At 64.8% G+C, this 21,571-nt stretch carries 20 protein-coding genes; 18 read left to right on the forward strand and 2 right to left on the reverse strand.

The window, feature by feature from the left end:
- Positions 1–34: 34 nt before the first annotated feature.
- Positions 35–949: a 3-hydroxyacyl-CoA dehydrogenase family protein gene (locus F7R26_RS21925; protein WP_206702549.1), complete on the reverse strand. Its 915-nt coding sequence runs from the start codon at positions 947–949 to the stop codon at positions 35–37.
- A gap of 292 nt (positions 950–1,241) precedes the next feature.
- Between F7R26_RS21925 and kce the strand changes: the two genes are divergently transcribed.
- The 11 genes from kce (at position 1,242) to F7R26_RS21980 (ending at position 10,932) form a co-directional block, all read left to right on the forward strand.
- Positions 1,242–2,174 (forward strand): 3,5-dioxohexanoate:acetyl-CoA acetone transferase, encoded by a 933-nt coding sequence (gene kce / locus F7R26_RS21930; RefSeq protein ID WP_150992336.1) that lies wholly within the window; start codon positions 1,242–1,244, stop codon positions 2,172–2,174.
- Positions 2,175–2,215: 41 nt separating this feature from the next.
- Positions 2,216–3,037 carry a cyclase family protein gene (locus F7R26_RS21935; protein ID WP_150992334.1) on the forward strand — a complete coding sequence of 274 codons (822 nt, stop codon included), beginning with the start codon at positions 2,216–2,218 and terminating at the stop codon, positions 3,035–3,037.
- A gap of 11 nt (positions 3,038–3,048) precedes the next feature.
- A complete protein-coding gene (locus F7R26_RS21940; protein ID WP_043356332.1) occupies positions 3,049–3,423 on the forward strand; it encodes a cupin domain-containing protein in 375 nt (124 codons plus the stop codon).
- A complete protein-coding gene (locus F7R26_RS21945; RefSeq protein WP_150992332.1) occupies positions 3,416–4,204 on the forward strand; it encodes an SDR family NAD(P)-dependent oxidoreductase in 789 nt (262 codons plus the stop codon). Before F7R26_RS21940 ends, F7R26_RS21945 begins: the two co-directional genes overlap by 8 nt.
- Positions 4,204–5,607: an ABC transporter substrate-binding protein gene (locus F7R26_RS21950; protein WP_241754677.1), complete on the forward strand. Its 1,404-nt coding sequence runs from the start codon at positions 4,204–4,206 to the stop codon at positions 5,605–5,607. The genes F7R26_RS21945 and F7R26_RS21950 overlap by 1 nt, the downstream gene beginning before the upstream one ends.
- An 8-nt stretch (positions 5,608–5,615) precedes the next feature.
- On the forward strand, positions 5,616–6,353 hold the full coding sequence (locus tag F7R26_RS21955; RefSeq protein ID WP_150992330.1) for an ABC transporter ATP-binding protein: 738 nt from the start codon (positions 5,616–5,618) through the stop codon (positions 6,351–6,353).
- Positions 6,346–7,044 carry an ABC transporter ATP-binding protein gene (locus F7R26_RS21960; protein ID WP_150992328.1) on the forward strand — a complete coding sequence of 233 codons (699 nt, stop codon included), beginning with the start codon at positions 6,346–6,348 and terminating at the stop codon, positions 7,042–7,044. The genes F7R26_RS21955 and F7R26_RS21960 overlap by 8 nt, the downstream gene beginning before the upstream one ends.
- Positions 7,041–7,913, forward strand: coding sequence for a branched-chain amino acid ABC transporter permease (locus F7R26_RS21965; protein WP_150992326.1), 873 nt, complete (start codon positions 7,041–7,043; stop codon positions 7,911–7,913). The genes F7R26_RS21960 and F7R26_RS21965 overlap by 4 nt, the downstream gene beginning before the upstream one ends.
- Positions 7,910–8,992: a branched-chain amino acid ABC transporter permease gene (locus F7R26_RS21970; RefSeq protein WP_150992324.1), complete on the forward strand. Its 1,083-nt coding sequence runs from the start codon at positions 7,910–7,912 to the stop codon at positions 8,990–8,992. Before F7R26_RS21965 ends, F7R26_RS21970 begins: the two co-directional genes overlap by 4 nt.
- A 90-nt stretch (positions 8,993–9,082) precedes the next feature.
- Entirely contained in the window at positions 9,083–10,201 is a 1,119-nt protein-coding gene (locus tag F7R26_RS21975) for a porin (RefSeq protein ID WP_150992322.1), read from the forward strand.
- Positions 10,202–10,245: 44 nt separating this feature from the next.
- Positions 10,246–10,932 carry a DAPG hydrolase family protein gene (locus F7R26_RS21980; protein WP_150992320.1) on the forward strand — a complete coding sequence of 229 codons (687 nt, stop codon included), beginning with the start codon at positions 10,246–10,248 and terminating at the stop codon, positions 10,930–10,932.
- 50 nt (positions 10,933–10,982) lie between these two features.
- On the opposite strand, the gene F7R26_RS21985 is transcribed toward F7R26_RS21980, so the two are convergent.
- The gene (locus F7R26_RS21985) at positions 10,983–12,554 is read right to left on the reverse strand and encodes a methyl-accepting chemotaxis protein (protein ID WP_170302008.1); all 1,572 of its coding nucleotides are present in this window, start codon (positions 12,552–12,554) and stop codon (positions 10,983–10,985) included.
- A gap of 284 nt (positions 12,555–12,838) precedes the next feature.
- On the opposite strand from F7R26_RS21985, the gene F7R26_RS21990 reads away from it, so the two are divergent.
- The 7 genes from F7R26_RS21990 (at position 12,839) to F7R26_RS22020 (ending at position 21,471) form a co-directional block, all read left to right on the forward strand.
- Positions 12,839–13,804 carry an aldo/keto reductase gene (locus F7R26_RS21990; protein ID WP_150992316.1) on the forward strand — a complete coding sequence of 322 codons (966 nt, stop codon included), beginning with the start codon at positions 12,839–12,841 and terminating at the stop codon, positions 13,802–13,804.
- A 27-nt stretch (positions 13,805–13,831) separates the two neighbouring features.
- The gene (locus F7R26_RS21995; RefSeq protein ID WP_150992314.1) at positions 13,832–14,593 is read left to right on the forward strand and encodes a haloacid dehalogenase type II; all 762 of its coding nucleotides are present in this window, start codon (positions 13,832–13,834) and stop codon (positions 14,591–14,593) included.
- A 261-nt stretch (positions 14,594–14,854) separates the two neighbouring features.
- On the forward strand, positions 14,855–16,879 hold the full coding sequence (locus tag F7R26_RS22000; protein WP_150992312.1) for a sigma-54-dependent Fis family transcriptional regulator: 2,025 nt from the start codon (positions 14,855–14,857) through the stop codon (positions 16,877–16,879).
- A 262-nt stretch (positions 16,880–17,141) separates the two neighbouring features.
- Complete coding sequence (locus F7R26_RS22005) at positions 17,142–18,266, forward strand: ATP-NAD kinase family protein (RefSeq protein WP_150992310.1); 1,125 nt, start codon at positions 17,142–17,144, stop codon at positions 18,264–18,266.
- An 11-nt stretch (positions 18,267–18,277) separates the two neighbouring features.
- Positions 18,278–19,282: a thiamine pyrophosphate-dependent dehydrogenase E1 component subunit alpha gene (locus F7R26_RS22010; protein WP_150992308.1), complete on the forward strand. Its 1,005-nt coding sequence runs from the start codon at positions 18,278–18,280 to the stop codon at positions 19,280–19,282.
- Between the two features lie 60 nt (positions 19,283–19,342).
- The gene (locus tag F7R26_RS22015) at positions 19,343–20,359 is read left to right on the forward strand and encodes an alpha-ketoacid dehydrogenase subunit beta (RefSeq protein WP_006157630.1); all 1,017 of its coding nucleotides are present in this window, start codon (positions 19,343–19,345) and stop codon (positions 20,357–20,359) included.
- Positions 20,359–21,471 carry an acetoin dehydrogenase dihydrolipoyllysine-residue acetyltransferase subunit gene (locus tag F7R26_RS22020; RefSeq protein ID WP_150992306.1) on the forward strand — a complete coding sequence of 371 codons (1,113 nt, stop codon included), beginning with the start codon at positions 20,359–20,361 and terminating at the stop codon, positions 21,469–21,471. Before F7R26_RS22015 ends, F7R26_RS22020 begins: the two co-directional genes overlap by 1 nt.
- Positions 21,472–21,571: the final 100 nt, after the last annotated feature.

Consider the following 21,571-nt stretch of genomic DNA (forward strand, 5'->3'; position numbering starts at 1 on the left):
CCCAGGTTCCGGCCCTGTTCCCCAAGGCTACGCCTTACATCTGGGCATCGCTGCGTTCCTTTAGGGCGGCGGCAAGATACGCCAGGAGCTGCTCCCTGACGCCCTGCGCACTCGAATACGTCCATTCGTAGAATCCCTTCCCGGACTTCATGCCGAGGTTGCCGTCGCGCACGCTGTTCGTCACGATACGGTTCGGCCACGACGTGCTATCCAACGTCGGCAGGATAACGGCGTGAATGTCCTGCGTCAGGTCGAGCCCGACCAGGTCGGCATTCTCCAGCGGCCCCAATACCGGCAGCCGCAGGCCAAACGAGTTCTTGACGACCAGATCGACCGTCCGCGCATCGCAGATGCCTTGCGACACAAGGGCGATTGCCTCGCGCCAGAGCGCATGCTGCAAGCGATTGCCGACGAAGCCGGGAACATCCTTCTTGACGTGTACCGCCACCTTGCCGACCGATTCCAGCAGCGAGATCGTGCGTTCGACGACCTGCTGGTTCGTTGCCGTCGCCTGCACGACTTCAACCAGCGGGATGAGGAAGGGCGGATTCCACCAGTGCGTTCCCACGAGGCGATCCTTTTTGCTGATCGCTTCGCCGATATGGCCGATGGGTATGACGGACGTGTTCGACGCGATGATGCACTCGCCAGATACGACCGCCTCGATCTGGCGCATGACGTGATGCTTGATCTCTAGCTTCTCGGGCACAGCTTCGAACACGATCTGACAGCCGGATAGGGCTTCGCTGATGTCGTCGCTCAGCCTGAGCTTTGCAAAAGACACAGCGGGGCGTCCCAGCGTCTTCAGATTGGAAGCAATACGTTCCTGCACGGTTTCAATCAAGCCTGGCGCGGCATCGTAGACGCACACATCGAACCGGCCGTCCTCCAGGAATACCTGCGCGATGCCGTGGCCCATCAGCCCGGCGCCGACGACACCGATACACATTGAATTCAATATCCTCTCCCGCTTATTTTTAACCGTTATACGGTACATATGTACCTTATTGCGGTTAACAATAAGCAGGAAACCGGCATCGGTCAACCAAGGGTAAACGCTGCTGAACAGCCGAATTCCCAGTCCTGGCAAGGGCTGCGAGGGAGTTGCATGCCTGCCGTTGCACGCATTACAGGGAACGCCGCTGCCTATACGCTTGACAACGCTGATGGCCCTCCATAAAGTAACCGCAAAGCGATACACAGTAACCGCAATGCGGTACGAACATAAACAGGAGACAGCCATGGCAGCTGAGAAGGTCATCATTTCATGCGCGGTGACGGGGGCGATCCACACGCCCACGATGTCGCCCTATCTGCCAATCACGCCCCAAGACATCGCGCAGCAGGCGGTCGACGCCGCGCGGGCGGGAGCGTCGATCCTGCATCTGCATGCGCGCGATCCGCTGGACGGCCGCCCGAGTGCCGATCCCGAAGTCTTTATGCAGTTCCTTCCGGAGATCAAGCGGCAGACCGATGCCGTGATCAACATCACGAGCGGCGGCAGCACGAAGATGACACTGGAGGAGCGGCTCGCGCCCCCATTGCGCGCGCGGCCCGAGATGGCCTCGCTCAACATGGGCTCGATGAACTTCTCGATCCACCCTGTCGCGTCGAAGATTGCCCAGTGGGAACACGATTGGGAGAAGCCATACGTGGAGGGCACGGAAGATACGATCTTTCGCAATACCTTCAAGGACATCCGCCGCATCCTCATGGAGCTTGGCGAAGGATGCGGGACCCGGTTCGAGTTCGAGTGCTATGACGTCGGGCACCTGTACAACCTGGCCTACTTCGTCGATGCAGGCCTGGTGAAGCCGCCGTTTTTCATCCAGACGATCTTCGGGATCCTGGGAGGTATCGGGCCTGCAGCCGAGAACGTGACGTTCATGCGCGAGACGGCTAACCGGCTGTTCGGCCGCGATTATTACTGGTCCGTGCTGGGTGCCGGGCGCCACCAGATGCCGTTGCTGACCTACGCATCGATCATGGGGGCGAACGTGCGGGTGGGCCTCGAAGACAGCCTGTACCTCGGGCGCGGCAAGCTGGCGCAGTCCAATGCCGACCAGGTCAGGAAGATCCGCCACATCCTGGAAGAACTCGGTTTCGATATCGCATCGCCCGCCGAAGCGCGATCCATGCTGCAACTCAAAGGGCGCGACAACGTCGCGTTCTGAACCCATTGAAATCACGCCATCCTTTCCACAACGGAGACATCATGTCGATATCCGCATACCCCGCCACGCCCCCTTCCAATACCGACGGCGTCGAATTCGTCGAACTGAGCCACCCCTGGGGTCACGGCGTACCTAACTGGCCGTACTTCGAAGACGTGAAGATCGAGCGGATCCATTACATGGCGAAGTCCGGGGTGCTCACGCAACGCATTACCACTGTCATGCATAGCGGTACGCATATCGATGCGCCTGCGCACGTGATCGAAGGCACGCCGTTCCTGGATGAGATCCCGCTGGACCGTTTCTTCGGCACAGGCGTGGTGGTCAGCATTCCCAAGAAAAAGTGGGAAGTCATCACGGCCAAGGACCTGGAGAACGCCTATCCGAAGATCCAGAGGGGCGACATCGTCATGATCAACACCGGCTGGCACCATCATTACGGCGACAACAGCCAGTACTACGCCTACTCTCCCGGCCTGTACAAGGAAGCGGGCGAATGGCTGGCCGAAAAAGGCGTGAAGATGGTGGGCGTCGACCAGCAAGCCCTTGACCATCCGCTGGGCACGGCCATCGGCCGCCACGGCGTTGGCCCGCTCTTGCCGCGGGTATGCGAGGAGTATGAGCGTGAAACGGGCCGCTCCGTCGAGCAGGACTTTCCGTATTGGGAGCCGGCGCATCGTGCGCTGCTCGAGGCGGGTATCCCTGGTATCGAGAATGTCGGGGGCGATCTCGACAAGGTGACCGGCAAGCGGGTGACGATAGCGGCGTTCCCCTGGCGCTGGGTAAAGGGCGACGGATGCATCGTGCGTGTGGTGGCGATGCAGGACAAGAGCCAGTCCTTCCGTATTGAAAGCGGTCTGTAACGGACGCGGCCATGGAAGTCAAACGACTGCATGCCGCCGCTCGCTATGACGCGGCCAGGCATTTCGACATGCGGTCCCTGCGCTTGCAGGGGCTCGATGCCACGCACGTGGAGCACTTTTGGGTAGGCCTGTCGCACTTTTTGCCAGATGGCGGCGCGCAATGGGACGCAGGGCCGACAGAGAAGGTCTACGTGGTGCTGAGCGGTGAGATCACGCTCACCACCGCCGGCGGGGACGTCGTGCTCAAGGCGTTGGACTCGTGCGTGATTCCGGCCGGCGAAGGGCGAAGCATCAGGAACGATTCCAGGTTGCCGGCCTCGATGCTCGTGATCCTGGCTTCGGCCTTGCCCGGGAGCCAATCTACAGGAGAAGGAAACAATGGCTAATACCAGTGCCGCCTTTGGCTTGTCAGGCAAGGTAGGCGTGATCACCGGTGCCACCGGCGCGTTCGGACGGGCCGCGGCACACAGCCTGGCCGATGCCGGCGCGAGACTCGTGATCGCGGGGGCGAATGCGCAGGCGCTGCGCGAACTCGAAGTGCAATTGAATGCCGACGGTATCCGGGTCAAGGCCAAGGCATGCAGGCCCGACACGGAGGCCAATGCCCGCAACCTGATCGACGAAGCGGTTGCGCAGTTCGGTGCCATCGATTTCGTCGTCGTCGGCTCGGGTACCAACGATCCCGCGCCGATCCAGGATATGACCACGGAACAGTGGGACCACGTAATGGCAGCCAACGTGCGCGGATCGTGGCTGGTCTGCAAGGCCTTCGCCACCCACTGTATCGAGATGGCGCAGCGCGGCAGGGTTGTCCTGCTGTCGTCCACGCGCGGCAAGCTCGGGCTTGCCGCCGGTTACTCGGCTTACTGCCCCTCGAAGGCGGCGATCGATGGCCTGACGCGGACACTGGCATGCGAGCTGGGCCGCTACGGCATCAACGTCAACGCCATCGCGCCGACGGTGTTCCGATCCGAGCTCACGGCATGGATGTTCGCCGATGACGATCGCGGCCGCGCGGCGCGCGAAGGGATGCTCGCGCGTATTCCGCTCGGGCGCCTGGGGGAACCCGAGGATCTCGTCGGGGCGTTGCAGTTCCTGCTTTCCAGGGCGTCGGAGTTTTGCACCGGCCAGACGCTATATATCGACGGAGGCTACACAGCCGGTTAGTGATTCGCCCCGCCCCGGAGCGGCAGGTACGAAAGGCAAGCGGTTCCAAAGAAGAGCCGCGCCGACATAAGCATGACAGGAGACAAGACATGAAGAAGGAAATGGAAGGTGGCACTGTCCGCCAAATGCACTCCGCCGGGCGCCGCGCCACCTTGCGTGGCCTGGTAGCACTGGGCGCGTCCACGGTCGGCGTGCAATCGATCCGGCCCGCTTCAGCGGCCGCGCGGCCGCTGAAGATTGGCTACGTGAGCCCTCGAACAGGGCCGCTCGCCCCGTTCGCAGAGACCGATGGATTCATCCTGCAGCGCGTGCGCGCAGCGATTGCGAACGGCATCTCTGTAGCGGGCAATGTGCATCCTGTACTGATCATCGAAAAGGATAGCCAGTCGAATCCGAATCGCGCCGCCGAAGTCACGGCAAGCCTGATCAAGGACGACAAGGTGGACCTGATTGTGTCCGCGTGCACGGCGGACACCGTCAACCCCGTGTCCGATCAATGCGAGCTGGGCCGGATCCCCTGCATCACCACGAACTGCCCGTGGCAACCTTACTACTTCGGGCGAGGCGGTTCGCCGGCGAAGGGCTTCGAGTATACGTATCACTTTTGCTGGGGACTGGAAGACCTGATCGCGGTATATACGGCCATCTGGGACAGCGCCGGCGCCGCCACCAATCGCACCGTCGGAGCGCTCTGGCCGAACGATGCAGAAGGCAACGCGTTCAGTGACAAGGCCTTTGGCTTTCCGGCGGCGCTTGCCGCGAAAGGCTACAAGCTCATCGACCTCGGCCGGTTCCAGCCGACCGCCAATGACTTCTCGGCGCACATCCGCGCGTTCAAGGCGGCAAACGTGGAGATCGTGACGGGCGTCCTGCCGCCCGCAGCGTTCGCTACATTCTGGAGCCAGGCAGCCCAGCAGGGTTTCAAGCCGAAGATCGTGACCTTTGCCAAGGCGCTGCTCTTTCCTTCCGCGGTTGCAGGACTCGGGCCACGAGGCGTCGGCTTGTCCACGGAGGTGGCGTGGTCGCCCGCCTATCCTTATCGCTCCACACTGACCGGCGAAACCAGCGCACAGTTTGCCGCTGCCTATGAAGCGGCTACCGGCCGGCAGTGGGTGCAACCCCTTGGCGCAACGCTGTCCTTGTTCGAAGTCGCACTCGACGTGCTCAAGCGGAGCGCCGCGCTGACGCCACAGGCGATTGTCACGTCGATCCGCACGACCGACTACGCGTCGGCCGTCGGTCCCGTCAAGTGGACTGGGAGCCCGGTCAAGAACGTCACCAAGACGCCGCTGGTAGGCGCGCAATGGACCGCGGGCAACAGGCATCCACTGGATCTGCAGATCGTGAGCGCAACGCTTGCGAAGGATATCGGCGTGCAGAAGCGCCTGGCAATTCTCACCTGAGGGGTCGTATGGAACATTGTGTCCTTTCCGCCGAAATGCTGGTGAAGCGATTCGGCGCGGTGACGGTCGCCGACAATTTGTCCGTTGCGCTCGGTGACGGCGAAGCGCTGGGCGTCATTGGCCCCAACGGTGCAGGAAAGAGCAGTTTCTTCAACCTGCTGAGCGGCAACATCCGCGCGGACAGCGGCCGTATCCTGCTGGAAGGGCGGGACGTCACCCATGCATCGCCAAACGAGCGGGCGATTGCCGGGATCGGGCGAACGTACCAGATCCCCCGGCCCTTTTCCCAGCTGACGGTATTTGAAAACCTGCTCGTTGGCGCATTCTTCGGCGCCAGGCTGGACGCGCGCCGAGCTCAGCAGCATTGCTACGAAACGCTGGCACTGACCGGGTTGCTCCGCCATGCCGACAAGCCGGCGGCTGCGCTGTCGCTGCTCGAACGCAAGCGACTGGAACTGGCGCGAGCGCTGGCGACCCGCCCGAAGGTCCTGTTGCTCGACGAAATTGCAGGCGGCCTGACGGAGGGCGAGGCGGCGGAACTGGTCGCAACCATTCAATGCATCCACGCCCAAGGCACCGCCATCATCTGGATCGAACACGTCGTGCATGCGCTCCTGGCGGTTGTCTCCCGGCTGATGGTGCTGAGCTTCGGCAAGAAGCTCATGGAAGGCGAGCCGTCGGCTGTGATGCACAGCGCCGCGGTGCGGGATGTGTATCTGGGTATCGAGGTGGAAGCCCATGCTTAGCATTCATGAACTCGATGCGTACTACGGCGACTTTCAGGCGCTGTTTGCCCTGAGCCTGACAATCCAGCAAGGCGAGTCGGTGGCGATCATCGGTGCGAATGGGGCCGGGAAGTCGACCTTGCTCAAGGCGATCTCGGGAGCGCTCCCTGTCAGGCACGGCGCGATCCGCCTGCGCGAACACAGCCTCGGACATGACAATGCGGCGCAAGTGGTGCGCAAGGGCATTGCGCTCGTTCCCGAGGGGCGCCGCATGTTTCCGAGCCTGAGCGTGGAGGAAAACCTGCAGATCGGGGCGTACGCCAGGCGGCCGGGCCCGTGGAATCTGGGACGCGTCTACACGATGTTCCCCCGGCTCGCGGAGCGGCGCCGGCAGAACGTGACGTCCCTGAGCGGTGGCGAGCAGCAGATGGTCGCCATCGGGCGCGCGCTCATGTCGAACCCCTCCATGCTGATGTGCGATGAGCTGTCGCTGGGCCTCGCGCCCAAGATCATTCGAGAGATGTATGGCCACCTCGCAACCCTCAAGGAGGAAGGCACGACGCTGCTGATCGTCGAGCAGGACATTCATCAGGCGCTTCGCTTCTCGGACCGCTACTACTGCATGCAGAAGGGACGGGTCACGCTGTCCGGCCAATCCGCATCGGCCAGCAAGGACGAGATCGGACGCGCGTACTTTGGAGAACAACAATGACGGGCTGGATCGATGTGATCGTTCAGGGCATTCTTCTGGGCGGCCTCTACGCCTTGTATGCCAGTGGGCTGTCGCTCATTTTCGGTGTCATGCGATTGGTCAACGTCGCGCACGGCGACCTGATCGTGCTGGCGGCATTCCTCGCCTTTGCCATTCGCATCCCGGGGGCGGAGACTTCATTTTCCTCGCTGCTGCTAACCGTCCCGGTCATGTTCGCGATCGGCTATGTCTTGCAGCGCGCGCTACTGAACGGCGCCATGGGCGCCAACGTGCTGCGTCCGATGCTGCTGACGTTCGGCCTGTCCATCGTCCTGCAGAATGGTCTCCTTGATATTTTCTCGGCGGACTCCAGGAAGCTTCCCGGCGGCTCGATCGAGACAATGAGCGTGCCCCTCGGCGGCGGCATCGCCGTCGGCATCCTCCCGGTGATCACGCTGCTGGCGGCGATTGCCGTTCTTGGCGCGCTCCAGTTCATGCTGCGACGCACCGCCATCGGACGGGCATTCAGGGCAACCTCCGATGACGCGGAGGCGGCTGGCTGGATGGGCATCAATCACCGCAACCTGTTCGCGCTGGCGACCGGCATATCGATGGCTGTCGTCGGCATCGCCGCCGTCTTCATGGGGACGCGGGCGAGTTTCGATCCGGCCAGTGGACCGGACCGGTTGATCTTCGCATTTGAAGCAGTGGTCATCGGCGGCCTGGGTTCGCTGTGGGGCACCCTTGCCGGCGGCATCGCGCTCGGCGTCGCTCAGAGCATCGGCGCATCACTTGACCCCGACTGGCAACTCCTTGCCGGCCACCTGCTGTTTCTCGTGGTGCTGCTGATCGCGCCTAACGGACTCTTTCCCCAACGAGGCAACCAATGAGCGCACACCTGACATCTCACTTGGCGCTGCCCGCCGGCGCGCCGAGGTTTTCGCGCACCGACGGCGCCTTTGTTGCCGCAACCGTTGCGCTGGCCGCGCTGGCTTTCGTTCTCGATACCGGACAGCAGTCCATGCTCGTCGAGTTCTTCTATTTCGTCGCGCTCGCACAGCTCTGGAATATCCTGGCTGGCTATGGCGGATTCATGTCGCTCGGACAGCAGGCCTACCTTGGCAGCGGGGGGTATGTCCTCTTTGCCCTGGCGATCTTCTTCAAGATGCCGCCGCTGGCGTCGGTTGTCCTGGCTGGGCTATTCGCTGCCGGCATGGCGTGCATCGTCGCATTTGCCGTCTTTCGCCTGGCCGGACCATACCTGGCGATCGGGACCTGGGTGATCGCCGAGGTGTTCCGGTTGGCATTTTCACAGGCGAGCGCGCTTGGCGCGGGGTCGGGAATCAGCATACCCCTGGATGCGGTGCGCTCCCTTGACCTCGGCTGGATGAGCCGCGACATGCTGCTCTATCTCATCGCCCTGCTGCTTGCCGTCGCGGTGAACTATGGCGCGTACCGCATGCTCAGGTCGAAGTATGGTCTCGCCCTTTGCGCGATACGAGACAACGAGAGCGCGGCGTCCACCATGGGGATTCATCAACGGAACCTCAAGTTCGCTGTCTATGTCGTGATCAGCGCTGCCTACGGCATGCTGGGCGCGTTTATCTTCCTGACCAAGCTGCGTATTTCACCGGCTTCCGCGTTCGACATCAATTGGACCGGCTACATCATCTTCATCGTGGTGATTGGCGGAATCGGCACGCTTGAGGGCCCGATCATCGGCTGCATCGTCTATTTCTTGATGCGGCAGTACCTTGCCGATACCGGTAGCACCTACTTGATTCTTCTGGGCTTGATCGGCATCGTCGTGATGCGTTTCTATCCAAGGGGAATCTGGGGCGAACTCGCCGCGCGCCATGGCATTGCATTCCTGCCCACACGCTGGCACCTTCCGGCCGCCGCCAACCCAGGTGCCCGGCCTGCGCGGGAGGGTGAACGGCGGGCAGCGGACGTTGCTGGCAACCCGTGATGACGGATGCGTGACGGCGCCACGTTCCGAGGGGCTCTGCGCAGTTCGCGCCCGCAGCGCAGCGTACAAGAATATAACGAGGAGACGACAATGAAAACACCGAAGACGGTGAAGGCAACATGGCTGTTGGCGCTGCCGTGTCTTGGGTTCGGAGCCGGCGCTTGCGCCCAGGGCAGCGTATCGCTGTTCGGCATGCTTGATGCCGGTGTGACGTATGTAAGCAATCAATCCGGCAAACGGGGCGTATTGCTCGATACCGGGGTGTATGTGCCAAGCATTTTCGGGCTGCGCGGGAACGAGGACATTGGCGGAGGCAGCAAGGTATTCTTTGAACTGGCCAGCCAGTTCAGCAATGACAATGGAGCAACAATTCCGTCGAACGGTTCGCTCTTCGCCAGGCAGGCATTTGTCGGTCTTGGCAATGCATCCTGGGGGAAAATCTCCCTGGGGAACCAGTACGACTTCATGACTGAATCGCTATTGTTTTCCGGTCTTGACGGTGGCCTGCTATATGGCGGCTTCTACAATTTCCGCAATGGTCCGTTCACTGGCCTCGGCATTCCGAATAATCCAACCGGAGCGACCGACTTCGATCGCGTCGGCGCCTCCACGCGCGTCGCAAATTCCGTCAAATATGTGACACCGTCAACCGGAGGCTTCACGCTTGGCGCCTTGTATGGTTTCGGTGAGATTGCAGGCTCTGTAACCTCTGGGCGGACCGCCAGCGCCGGAGTGAATTATGAGCGCGGCCCGCTGGCGCTTGGCGCTGCCGTCACGGACGCGCGCTATAGCGCGATCAACAATGGCCGGGACGGCATACGCAACATCGGCGTGGGCGCGCACTATGGATTCCCTTCGGTGCTTGCCCACATTCTTTACACGAACACGCGCAACACATTCTCCGGTGCAATGGTGAACGTCGTGCAGGCGGGCGCAAACTGGACCCTCTCCGGCGGCCTGACACTTGGCGCCAACTACCAGTGGATGAAGGGAAACGCACAGCTCAGCCACAACAAAGCGCAACAGGTCACGTCGACCTTGATGTATGCGCTGTCCAAACGTACCTCGGTTTACCTGGAAGGTGTCTACCAGCATGCTGCCGGCGACCACGGCGCTCAGGCCTGGATCAACGGACTTTTCGGGCCAGACGCGGCGTCGTCCGGATCCAGTCAGGCCATTGGGCGTATCGGGATGGCCACGCGGTTCTAAGGTGACAGTCAGTTGGAGTTCTTTTCATTTTGAAGGAGATTGGAATGGATTTGTCTGAAGCGCACGCCTTGCTCGATCCGGCTCCGCTTGCCCTGGAGACCGGCTATGAACGTCTCGCAAGCGGGGTCTTGCACGTGGCCTGCCGCACGGAACTACACGGCTGTACGGGGGAAATGTTTGAATGGTGGTTCCGCTTTCGCCCAAATACGCAGCAGTACATCTGGTGGCATCCGGCCGACCATGTCTCCAGCAAGTGGGCAGAGGCTCAGGATGGGACACATATCGGGTCCATTCATCTGGTCGAGGAGCATTTTTCCGGATCGCCAGCGGAAAAGCTCGCCATTCAGTTTCGTCATCCCCATGAGTATTTCGATGCCGCGGCGTACGACGAGGCCAGGGACCGGGGCGCCATCAGCGCGGCGGTTTGCGGCCGGGTAGGCATGGGGGATGCGCCCGAACGCACCGGCAGCGGTGAAATACTTGGCGGCCGGCTGTTGCACATGGGACGCGATACGCCATCGGGAATGACGCTGAGAAGTCATTTCTACCTTGGCGAGGATATGCCCGCGCAAGGGCATAGCGCCGAGGGGATCAAGGCGGCTTTTCCCGATGCGTTCGGACAGGCACTGCTTATGCATTGCTACAACGAATTCACCTTCCTTTCTCGCTTCCTGCCCTCGCTCTATATCGCCGAGCATCGGGATAGCGTCAAGGTTCGGCTTCCGTGGTGAGAGACAGGGGACCTTTCTCGGCCAAACTCCCACTTGCCGCCTCCCGCTCCCTATGCCGCCAGCCGGAACGACGCCACCGAGCGCATCATCGATTGCGCCTGCTCGGCCAGCGCCTGGGCCGCGGCGGCGGCCTGTTCCACCAGTGCCGCGTTCTGCTGGGTCACGGTGTCCATCTGGTTGACCGCTTGCCCGACCTGCTCGATGCCGGCGCTCTGCTCGTTCGATGCCGCGCTGATCTCGCCCATGATGTCGGTCACGCGCTTGACCGCGCCAACGATGTCCTCCATGGTCTGGCCGGCCTTGGCGACCAGCGCCGAGCCGTTGTCCACCTGGGCCACCGAGTTGTCGATCAGGCCCTTGATCTCCTTGGCGGCGGTGGCCGAGCGCTGGGCCAGGCTGCGCACCTCGCCGGCCACCACGGCAAAGCCGCGGCCTTGTTCGCCGGCGCGGGCCGCTTCCACGGCGGCGTTCAGCGCCAGGATATTGGTCTGGAAGGCGATGCCCTCGATCACGCCGATGATGTCGACGATCTGGCGCGAGGCGCCGTTGATCTCGCCCATGGTGCTCACCACCTGGTTGACCACCTGCCCGCCGCGTTGCGCGATATCGGAAGCATTGACCGCGAGCGAGCTGGCCTGGCGCGCATTGTCCGCGTTCTGGCGCACGATGCCCGTCAGCTCTTCCATGCTTGAAGCGGTTTGCTCCAGCGCCGAGGCTTGTTCCTCGGTGCGTTGCGACAGATCGGTATTGCCCGCGGAAATCTGCTGCGTGGCCGAGGCGATCGAATCCGCCGCGCCGCGGATCTCGCCGAGCGTGCCGGACAGGCGCTGCTGCATGCGCTGCATGGCCGCCAGCAGGCTGGTCTGGTCGCCGGCGTGGATGCGCACGGGCACGGTGAAATCGCCGTCGGCGATGCGCGTGACCACCTCGGCGGCGTAGGCCGGCTCGCCGCCCAGGCTCTTGCGCACGGTGCGCATGATGGCCAGCATGAATGCCGACACCAGCACGCCGATCAGCAAGGTGCTGATTGCGGCGGAGATCAGGTCGTCGCGGAAGCTGCTTTCGATGTCCCTGAGGAACACGCCGGTGGCAACGTGCCAGTCCCAGGCCGGCACATAGCGCACATAGGTCAGCTTGCGCGCGGGGGTTTCGGTGCCCGGGAGGCGGCCGCGGTAGGTGACGAAGCTGTCATCGGGGCTGGCGCCGGCGCGCGCGCCCGCCTTGCCCGCATCGACGATGCTCTGGTAGACCAGCTTGCCGTCGGGGTCCTTGAAGTCGCCCACGATCTTGCCTTCCGTATCCGGCAGGCCGGGGTTGAGCACCACCTGCGGCTTGGAGTTGAGCAGGAACAGGTAGCCCTTGTCGCCGAAGCGCATCACGCGCAGTGCATCCTTGGCCGCGGCCTGGGCGTCCTCGGTGCTCATGGTGCCTTTGGCGGCGCGGTCCACGTAGAGCTTGACGATGCCTTCGGCGGTCGCCACCAGGGACTGCAGGCTCTCGCGGCGCTCGGCCATCATGGTGGCGCGGGTGTGCACGGCGCCCCAGGTGCCCAGCGCCAGCAGGGCCAGCCACATCGCCACCAGCGCGGCCCAGAGTTTGGCGTTCAACGAGATTCGATTCATGATCATGCTTACCGGGTATGGGCAGCCGGTTCGCGCCGGCGGCGCGGCATCGGCCTGACCTTGGTGTTGACAGAGCGGCACAGGCGAGACGAATCCGCGCGCCGCGCCTAGCCTGGCCACAGCCGGTTAACGACCCGTCACCGTCGGGACTTGAATGGGGGAAAGATAAGTGAATAAAGGGCTGCTTTTTCCCGGGCCGGCAAGCTTTCCGATCCCTGCCTACAATGTGACTTTCGCCGCGCCTGGATGACGGGCGGCTCGACGCAACCCGCGGAGCAAAACGCATGACCTCAAGCATCACCACACGCAAACTGGGCAGGTCCGGGCTGGAAGTCTCGCCCCTGGCATTTGGTGGCAACGTGTTCGGCTGGAGCGCCGACGAGGCCACTTCCTTCAAGCTGCTCGATGCCTTTGTCGGCGCCGGGCTCAACTTCATCGATACCGCCGACGTGTACTCGCGCTGGGTGCCTGGCAACCAGGGTGGCGAGTCCGAGGCCATCATCGGCAAGTGGTTCAAGCGCAGCGGCAAGCGTGCCGAGGTGGTGCTGGCCACCAAGGTGGGCAAGGACATGGGCGAGGGCCGCAAGGGTTTGTCGCGCGCTTATATTGAACGCGCCGTGGACGCCTCGCTGCAGCGCCTGCAGACTGACTACATCGATCTCTACCAGTCGCACGACGACGAAGACCGGGACACGCCGCTCGAGGAAACCCTGGACGCCTACGCCCGCCTGATCAAGGCCGGCAAGGTGCGCGCCATCGGCGCCTCCAACTACAGCGCCGCGCGCCTGGCCGAGGCGCTGGAAACCAGCCGCCGCCACAACCTGCCGCGCTACGAGAGCCTGCAGCCGCACTACAACCTCTATACCCGCAGCGAGTATGAGGCCGAGCTCGAGCCGCTGGTGCTGCGCGAAGGCCTGGGCGTGTTCAACTACTATGCGCTGGCCAGCGGATTTCTCAGCGGCAAGTACCGCTCCGAGGCCGATCTTGCCAAGAGCGGCGCGCGCGGCCAGCGCGTCAAGGCCTATCTCGATGCGCGCGGCCTGCGCATCCTGGCGGCGCTGGACGATGTCGCGGCGCGCACCGCCACCAACCCGACGCAGGTCGCGCTGGCCTGGCAGATCGCGCGCCCAAGCATTACCGCGCCGATCGCCAGCGCCACCTCGCTGGCGCAGCTGGACGACCTGATTGCCGCCACGCGCCTGCCACTGAGCGCCGGCGATATCGCGCTGCTGGACCAGGCCAGCGCGTGAGCCGGCCAACCCCGGAGGAGATAAGGGATGCATGAGAACAGATTGAGTCACGGCAACAGCGACGGCAGCAAGGCAGCGGACCTGAGCGCGGTCAGGGCGCTGGTGTTCGACGTCTTCGGCACCGTGGTGGACTGGCGTACCAGCGTCATCGCGGACCTGTCCGCGTTCGGGCGGAACAAGGGCATCGAGGCCGACTGGACCGCCTTTGCCGACGCCTGGCGCGCCGGCTATGTGCCCGGCATGGAGCGCGTGCGCAAGGGCGAGCGGCCATGGGCCAATATCGACGTGCTGCACCGTGAACGGCTCGACGCGCTGCTCGACCAGTTCGGCATCGAGGACCTGAGCGAAGCGGAGAAGGACTACCTCAACCGTGCCTGGCACCGCCTCCGAGGCTGGCCGGACACCGTGCCCGGCCTCACGCGGCTAAAGCAGCGCTACATCATTTCCACCTTTTCCAACGGCAGCGTGCAGTGCCTGGTCGACACGGCCAAGCATGCCGGCCTGCCGTGGGACGCGGTGTTCAGCGCGGACATCGTGCGCCACTTCAAGCCGGAGGCGCAGATCTATCAAGGCGTGATTGCCTTCTTCGACCTGCAGCCCCAGGAGGTGATGCTGGTTGCGGCGCACAACAATGACCTGCGGCATGGCCGCTCGCATGGCATGCGGACGGCTTATGTCAACCGGCCTACGGAGTACGGGCCGAACCAGGCGAAGGATCTGGCGGCCGAGTCGGACTGGGACGTGGTGGTGGATAGCTTGACGGAACTGGCGCAGCGGCTGGGCGCTTGAGCGCGCGTGCGCCAGCCAGCGCACATCGGCTTGGGAAAGCCTGCGATTGCGGCCTCCCGCCGTGAAGCGCTGGCTGCACTTGGCGCGCGTCTCGCGTGCCCGGCCGGCGCGATCGGGTTTGCCCAAGCCGCTCCCTGTCGGATACATTAGGACTCCCGGCCGCCCACGCTGCAACCCTGCGGCGCCACAGAGGCCATGCGAGAGCCGGGAGTTGGCACGCGCCGGCACGGCAGCGCGCCAGGAGACGACAAGGAGACCACGATGGACCTGCGGCAACGCGAGCACATCGACACGGTAGTCCAGCTCACCACCCGCGCCGGCGCGCCGATGGTGCGTGCGCCGGAGACCATCATCCAGAATTCGTGGCGGCGCTGCGTGCATCAGTACGGGCTGGATCCGGCGCGCATGCAAGAGGCGCGCATCCTGCCGCAGACCCGGCTGCGCGAGCACCAGCAGCGCATCGACGATTTTGCGCGGATTGCGCGCCACGGGCTGCAGACGCTCTATAGCCAGGTGGCCGGGATGGGCTACGTGGTGCTGCTGACCGACGCGCAGGGCGTGACGGTGGATTACCTGGGCGACGCCAACGCCGATGCCCGCCTGCGCCACGCCGGCCTGTACCTAGGCGCGCAATGGAGCGAATCCGGCGCCGGCACCTGCGCGGTGGGCACCGCGCTGGCCACCGGCCAGGCCCTGACCGTGCACCAGGCGGATCATTTCGACGCCACCCATATTCCGCTGACCTGCACCGCGGCGCCGCTGTTCGATTCGCACGGCAGCCTCTGCGCCATCCTCGACATTTCCGCGCTGACCTCGCCACAGGCCAAGGAAAGCCAGGGCCTGGCGCTGCAGATGGTGCGTATCTACGCCAGCCGGATCGAGAACGCCAGCTTCGTGCGCAGCCACCGCGAAGACTGGATCCTCAAGCTCAATGCCGCGCCGGAATTTGTCGACGTCAACCCGGAATTCCTGCTCGCGCTCGATGCGTCGGGCCGTATCGTTGGCCATAACCGCCGCGCGCAGCAGATGCTGGAGGCAGAGCTGGGCTTGGCCCCGGGTGGGGCGCCGCTGCTTGGCATGCCGTTCGAGTCGCTGTTCGAGGCGCGGCTCGATGAGCTGGGCCGCTTCATGCATTCGCGCCCCAGCGAGCAGCGCGCGCTGGCGCTGGCCCGCACCGGCGCACGGCTTTACCTGAGCGTGATGCCGCCGGCGTTGCGCTGGCAGCGCGCGCGCGATACCGCCGAGCGGGCCACGCCGCTGCAGGCGCCGCTAGCCGCGCTGTGCGGTGGCGATGCCGCATTGCAGCAGCAATTGCTGCGGGCCGCAAAGCTGGTGGATTCGCCCATCAACCTGCTGATCAACGGCGAGACCGGCAGCGGCAAGGAGTACCTGGCCAAAGCCCTGCACCGCGCCAGCGCGCGCCGCGACGGCCCTTTCGTGGCGGTGAACTGCGCGGCGATTCCCGAATCCCTGATCGAGAGCGAACTGTTCGGCCACCTGCCCAACAGCTTTTCGGGCGCGGGCTCGCGGCCCAAGCGTGGGCTGATCCAGGAGGCCGACGGCGGCACGCTGTTTCTCGACGAGATCGGCGACATGCCGCGCGAGCTGCAATCGCGCCTGCTGCGTGTGCTGGCCGAGGGGGAGGTGCTTGCCATCGGCGCGGCGCGCCCGGTGCCGGTCAACCTGCGCGTGATTTCCGCCACGCACCATCCGCTGGACCAGCTGGTGAGCAGCGGGCGCTTTCGCGAGGACTTGTACTACCGGCTCAACGGCGCGCGGCTGATGCTGCCGCCGCTGCGCGAGCGCACGGACCTGGACTGGCTGATCGGCAAGATGCTGGACGCGGGCGGCAAGCCAGCTACCGTGAGCCTGTCGCCTGCGGCGCGCGCGCGGCTGCACGCGCACCGCTGGCCCGGCAACCTGCGGGAGCTGCGCAATGCGCTGGAGTATGCGCGGGCGGTCTGCGACGACGGCCACATCGAGGTGGAAGATCTCCCGGAAGGGATTGGCGAGGGGATGCCGCAGCAGGGCTTGCTTCCGGTTTCCACCGGCGTCCCGCCGGGCAGCGCGGCCACTGAAGCCGCCAGCGCGCCGGCCTTGCCGGCCCCGGGCCTCGACCCGCATCAGTTGCCGCCGGAAGGCATGCTGCTGATGCAATACCTGCGCGCGGCCGGCTGGAACCTGAGCGCGGTGGCGCGCCAGATCGGCGTGAGCAGGATGACGCTGTACCGCCGCATGGCGCGCTACGGCATCGCGTCGCCCAACCAGCGCGACGCGGCGCATTAGCCTAGCCAGCGCGCATGGCGGCGCGGCTCGCCCGCGCCGCCTTGCCTGCCCGGTGCAAGATCCCCGCTACACCTGTTCACCCCCCTGTACACGTGATGCTGTGACACCTGTCACGCTGCGGCGTGCGCATGGCCCGCAAAGTCCCTGCGCGCCCCGTATTTTCCTGGGGTAATCCCGAGTATTTGCCGTCTCCGGCGTGCCGATGCGGGTTGGCACGGCCGTTGCGATATGCCTGTCATAACCAGAAAGACAGGAGACAGGCATGGGTGAGCACGCGCTGGCCGACCGGCCACTGGTCGGCATCATCGCCAACCCGATTTCCGCGCGCGATATCCGCCGCGTGATCGCCAACGCCAACACGCTGCAACTGGCCGACCGCGTCAATATCGTGCTGCGCCTGCTGGCCGCGCTGGCGGCCTGCGGGGTTGGACGCGTGCTGATGATGCCGGACCGCGAGGGCATGCGCGTGCTGCTGGCGCGCCACCTGTCGCGCCGCCAGGGGCCGGACGCCGCGCTGCCGGAGGTGGAATACCTTGACATGCCGGTGACCGCGCGCGTCGATGACACCTTCCTGGCCGCCCGCATGCTGCGCGAGGCGGGCGTTGCCGCCATCATCGTGCTCGGTGGCGATGGCACCCACCGCGCGGTGGTGCGCGAATGCGGCGACGTGCCGATTGCCGGCATCTCCACCGGCACCAACAACGCCTACCCCGAAATGCGCGAGCCCACCATCACCGGGCTGGCCACGGGGCTGTTTGCCAGCGGCCGCATTCCCGCCGCGCATGCGCTGGCCGGCAACAAGCGGCTCGACATCACGATTGCCGGCGAGGGCGAGGTGCGCCACGACATCGCGCTGGTCGACGCCGTGATTTCCCACGAGCATTTCATCGGCGCGCGCGCCTTGTGGAAGACCGAGACGCTGGGCGCGGTCTACGTGTCCTTCGCCGATCCGCAGGCGATTGGGCTGTCCGCCATCGGCGGCTTGCTGGAACCCGTGGGCAGGCATGAGCCCGGCGGCCTGGCGATCGAGCTGGCCGCGCCCGGAGCGGGCCGCTTCGCGCTGCACGCGCCGATTGCGCCCGGCCTGCTGCGCGCGGTGCCTATCGCGGGCTGGGAACGCCTGACCGACGGCGTTGCGCACCGCGTGCGCCAGCGCGCCGGCATCGTCGCGCTCGACGGCGAGCGCGAGCTGGTGTTCGGCCCGCAGGACGAAGTCACCGTGACGCTGCGCGAGCGCGCCTTCCTGAGCATCGACGTGGCGGCCTGCATGCGCTACGCCGCCGCCGCCGGATTGATGCGCAGCGGGCGCGCGCCGCCGCCCCCGCCACAACAGCATTCCCCACCCCAGCCACTCACCGAGCTTTCTACCGCCACCACAAAACCATGAAGGAGACAGACATGACAGCCAACGCATCCGGTACCACCGGGAACACGCTGCCCCTCGACAAGCAGGAACTGCTCGCCGTCTATCGCAGGATGCGCACCATCCGCGATTTCGAAGAGCGCCTGCACGTGGACTTCGGGCGCGGCGATATTCCCGGCTTCGTCCACCTCTACGCCGGCGAGGAGGCCGCCGGGGTAGGCATCCTGCACCACCTGGGCGACGGCGACCGCATCGCCAGCACCCACCGCGGCCACGGCCACTGCATCGCCAAAGGCGTGGATCCGGTGGCGATGATGAAGGAGATCTACGGGCGCAAGGGCGGCTCCTGCAACGGCAAGGGCGGCTCCATGCATATTGCCGATCTGTCCAAGGGCATGATGGGCGCCAATGGCATCCTGGGCGCAGGCGCGCCGCTGGTCTGCGGCGCAGCGCTGGCCGCCAAGTTCCGCGGCAAGGGCGAGATCGGCATCACCTTTGCCGGTGACGGCGCGTCCAACCAGGGCACGTTCCTGGAGAGCCTGAACCTGGCCGCGGTGTGGAACCTGCCGGTGATCTTCGTGATCGAGAACAACGGCTATGCAGAATCCACCGCGCGCGACTACGGCACCGCGGTGGACAGCTACGTGGACCGCGCCGCCGGCTTCGGCATTCCCGGCGTGACGGTGGATGGCACGGATTTCTTCGCCGTGCATGAGGCGGCGGGCGAAGTCATCAAGCGGGCCCGCGAAGGCGGTGGCCCGGCCCTGCTGGAATGCAAGATGGTCCGCTTCTACGGCCACTTCGAAGGCGACGCGCAAACCTATCGCGCCTCCGGCGAGCTCGACGACATCCGCGCCAACAAGGACTGCCTGAAGAAGTTCACCGCCACCGTGACCCAGGCCGGCGTGATCGCGCTGGATGAACTCAAGGCCATCGACGAGCAGGTTGCCGCACTGATCGAGGACGCCGTGCAGCAGGCCAAGGCGGCACCGTTCCCCACGCCCGCCGACCTGCTGACCGATGTGTACGTCAGCTACTAAGCGCACGCCCTCAGCCATTCCGAGACATAACGACAGCAAGCACGATCAGGAGACCACACCATGTCCCGCAAATTAAGCATGAAGCTGGCGATCAACGAAGCGATCGACCAGGAAATGACCCGTGACCCGAGCGTGATCATGCTCGGCGAAGACATCGTCGGCGGCGCCGGCGCGGACGGCGAGAAAGACGCCTGGGGCGGCGTGCTTGGCGTGACCAAGGGCCTGTACGCTAAGCACGGCGACCGCCTGCTGGACACGCCTTTGTCCGAATCCGCCTATGTGGGCGCGGCCATCGGCGCCGCGGCTTGTGGCATGCGCCCGATTGCCGAGCTGATGTTCATCGACTTCATGGGCGTGTGCTTCGACCAGATCTTCAACCAGGCGGCCAAGTTCCGCTACATGTTCGGCGGCAAGGCCGAGACGCCGGTGGTGATTCGCGCCATGGTGGGCGCGGGCTTTCGTGCAGCCGCCCAGCACAGCCAGATGCTCACGCCACTGTTCACGCATATCCCCGGCCTCAAGGTGGTGTGCCCCAGCACGCCATATGACACCAAAGGCCTGCTGATCCAGGCGATCCGCGACAACGACCCCGTGATCTTCTGCGAGCACAAGAATCTCTATGGCTTTGAAGGCGAAGTGCCGGAGAACTCGTACGCGATCCCCTTCGGCGAGGCCAACATCGTGCGCGATGGCAAGGATGTTTCCATCGTCACCTATGGCCTGATGGTGCACCGCGCGCTGGAGGCGGCGGCGACACTGGCCAAGGAAGGCATCGAAGCGGAGATCGTGGACCTGCGCACGCTCTCGCCGCTGGATATCGACACGGTGCTGGAGTCGGTGGAACACACCGGCCGCCTGGTGGTGGTGGATGAAGCCAGCCCGCGCTGCAACATCGCAACCGACATCTCGGCACAGGTGGCGCAGCGCGCGTTCGGCGCGCTCAAGGCCGGCATCGAGATGGTCTGCCCGCCGCATACGCCGGTGCCGTTCTCGCCCGCGCTGGAAGACCTCTACATCCCCAGCGCGGCGCACATCGCCGATGCCGCGCGCAAGACCGTGAAAGGAGGGAAACACTGATGGCCGAGATCACCCCGATCGTCATGCCCAAATGGGGCTTGTCGATGAAAGAAGGCACGATCAACGACTGGCTGGTGGAGGAAGGCGCGCAGATCACGGTCGGCATGCCGATCCTCGACGTGGAGACCGACAAGATCGCCAACGCGGTGGAAGCGCCGGACGCCGGCACCCTGCGCCGCAAGGTGGCGGCCGTGGGCGACATCCTGCCGGTCAAGGCGTTGCTGGGCGTGCTGGCGCCGCCCGAGGTCAGCGATGCGGACATCGACGCTTTTGTCGCCGCCTATGAAACGCCGGCGGCCGATGAGGAAGAGGAGGGCGCCGCCGCCTCGGCCTATCAGTTCATCGAAGTGGACGGCATCCGCACGCGCTACGCCAGGCGCGGCGAGGGTGCCGACACCGTGTTGTTCATCCATGGCTTCGGCGGGGACCTGGACAACTGGCTGTTCAACCTCGACGCACTGGCCGATGCGCACACCGTCATCGCGCTGGACCTGCCGGCGCACGGACACGCCACGCCCAGGCTGCCAGGTACCACGCTCGCATCGCTGGCAGGATTCGTCGCGCATTTCATGGATGCACTCGACATCGGCCAGGCCCACCTGGTGGGCCATTCGATGGGCGGCGGCGTCGCCGCGCAGCTGGCGGTGGACGCGCCGCAACGCGTGCGCTCGGTCGCGCTCGTATCGCCAGCCGGCCTTGGCGAGGAGGTCAACAGCCAGTACACCGAAGGCTTCGTCAACGCGCAATCCCGCCGCGACCTCAAGCCGGTGGTGGAACTGCTGTTCGCCGATGCCGGGCTGGTCAGCCGCCAGATGCTGGACGACCTGCTCAAGTACAAGCGGCTGGACGGCATCACGGAAGCGCTCGGCACACTAGGCGCGAGCCTGTTCGGTGGCGGCCGGCAAACCGAACTGCCCGGTCACAGGCTGGGGGATACCGGCAAGCCCGTGCTGGTGATCTGGGGCGCGCAGGACCAGATCATCCCCGCGTCGCATGCGGCCAACGCGCCAGCCGGCGCGACGGTGAAGGTGTTCGACGATGCCGGCCATATGAGCCAGATGGAGAAGGCCAACGAAGTCAACGCGCTGCTCAAGCGGCATATCGGCGGCTGACGAATCGGAGTCCTGCTGGTTTGCTGCCCTCTCCCGCAAGCGCGAGAGGGCAGCGCGGGGCGCGACGTATTTCGTGGCGGTATGCACTGAAGAAAATCAA

The sequence above is a fragment of the Cupriavidus basilensis genome (genome assembly GCF_008801925.2).
GTDB classification, from domain to species: domain Bacteria; phylum Pseudomonadota; class Gammaproteobacteria; order Burkholderiales; family Burkholderiaceae; genus Cupriavidus; species Cupriavidus basilensis.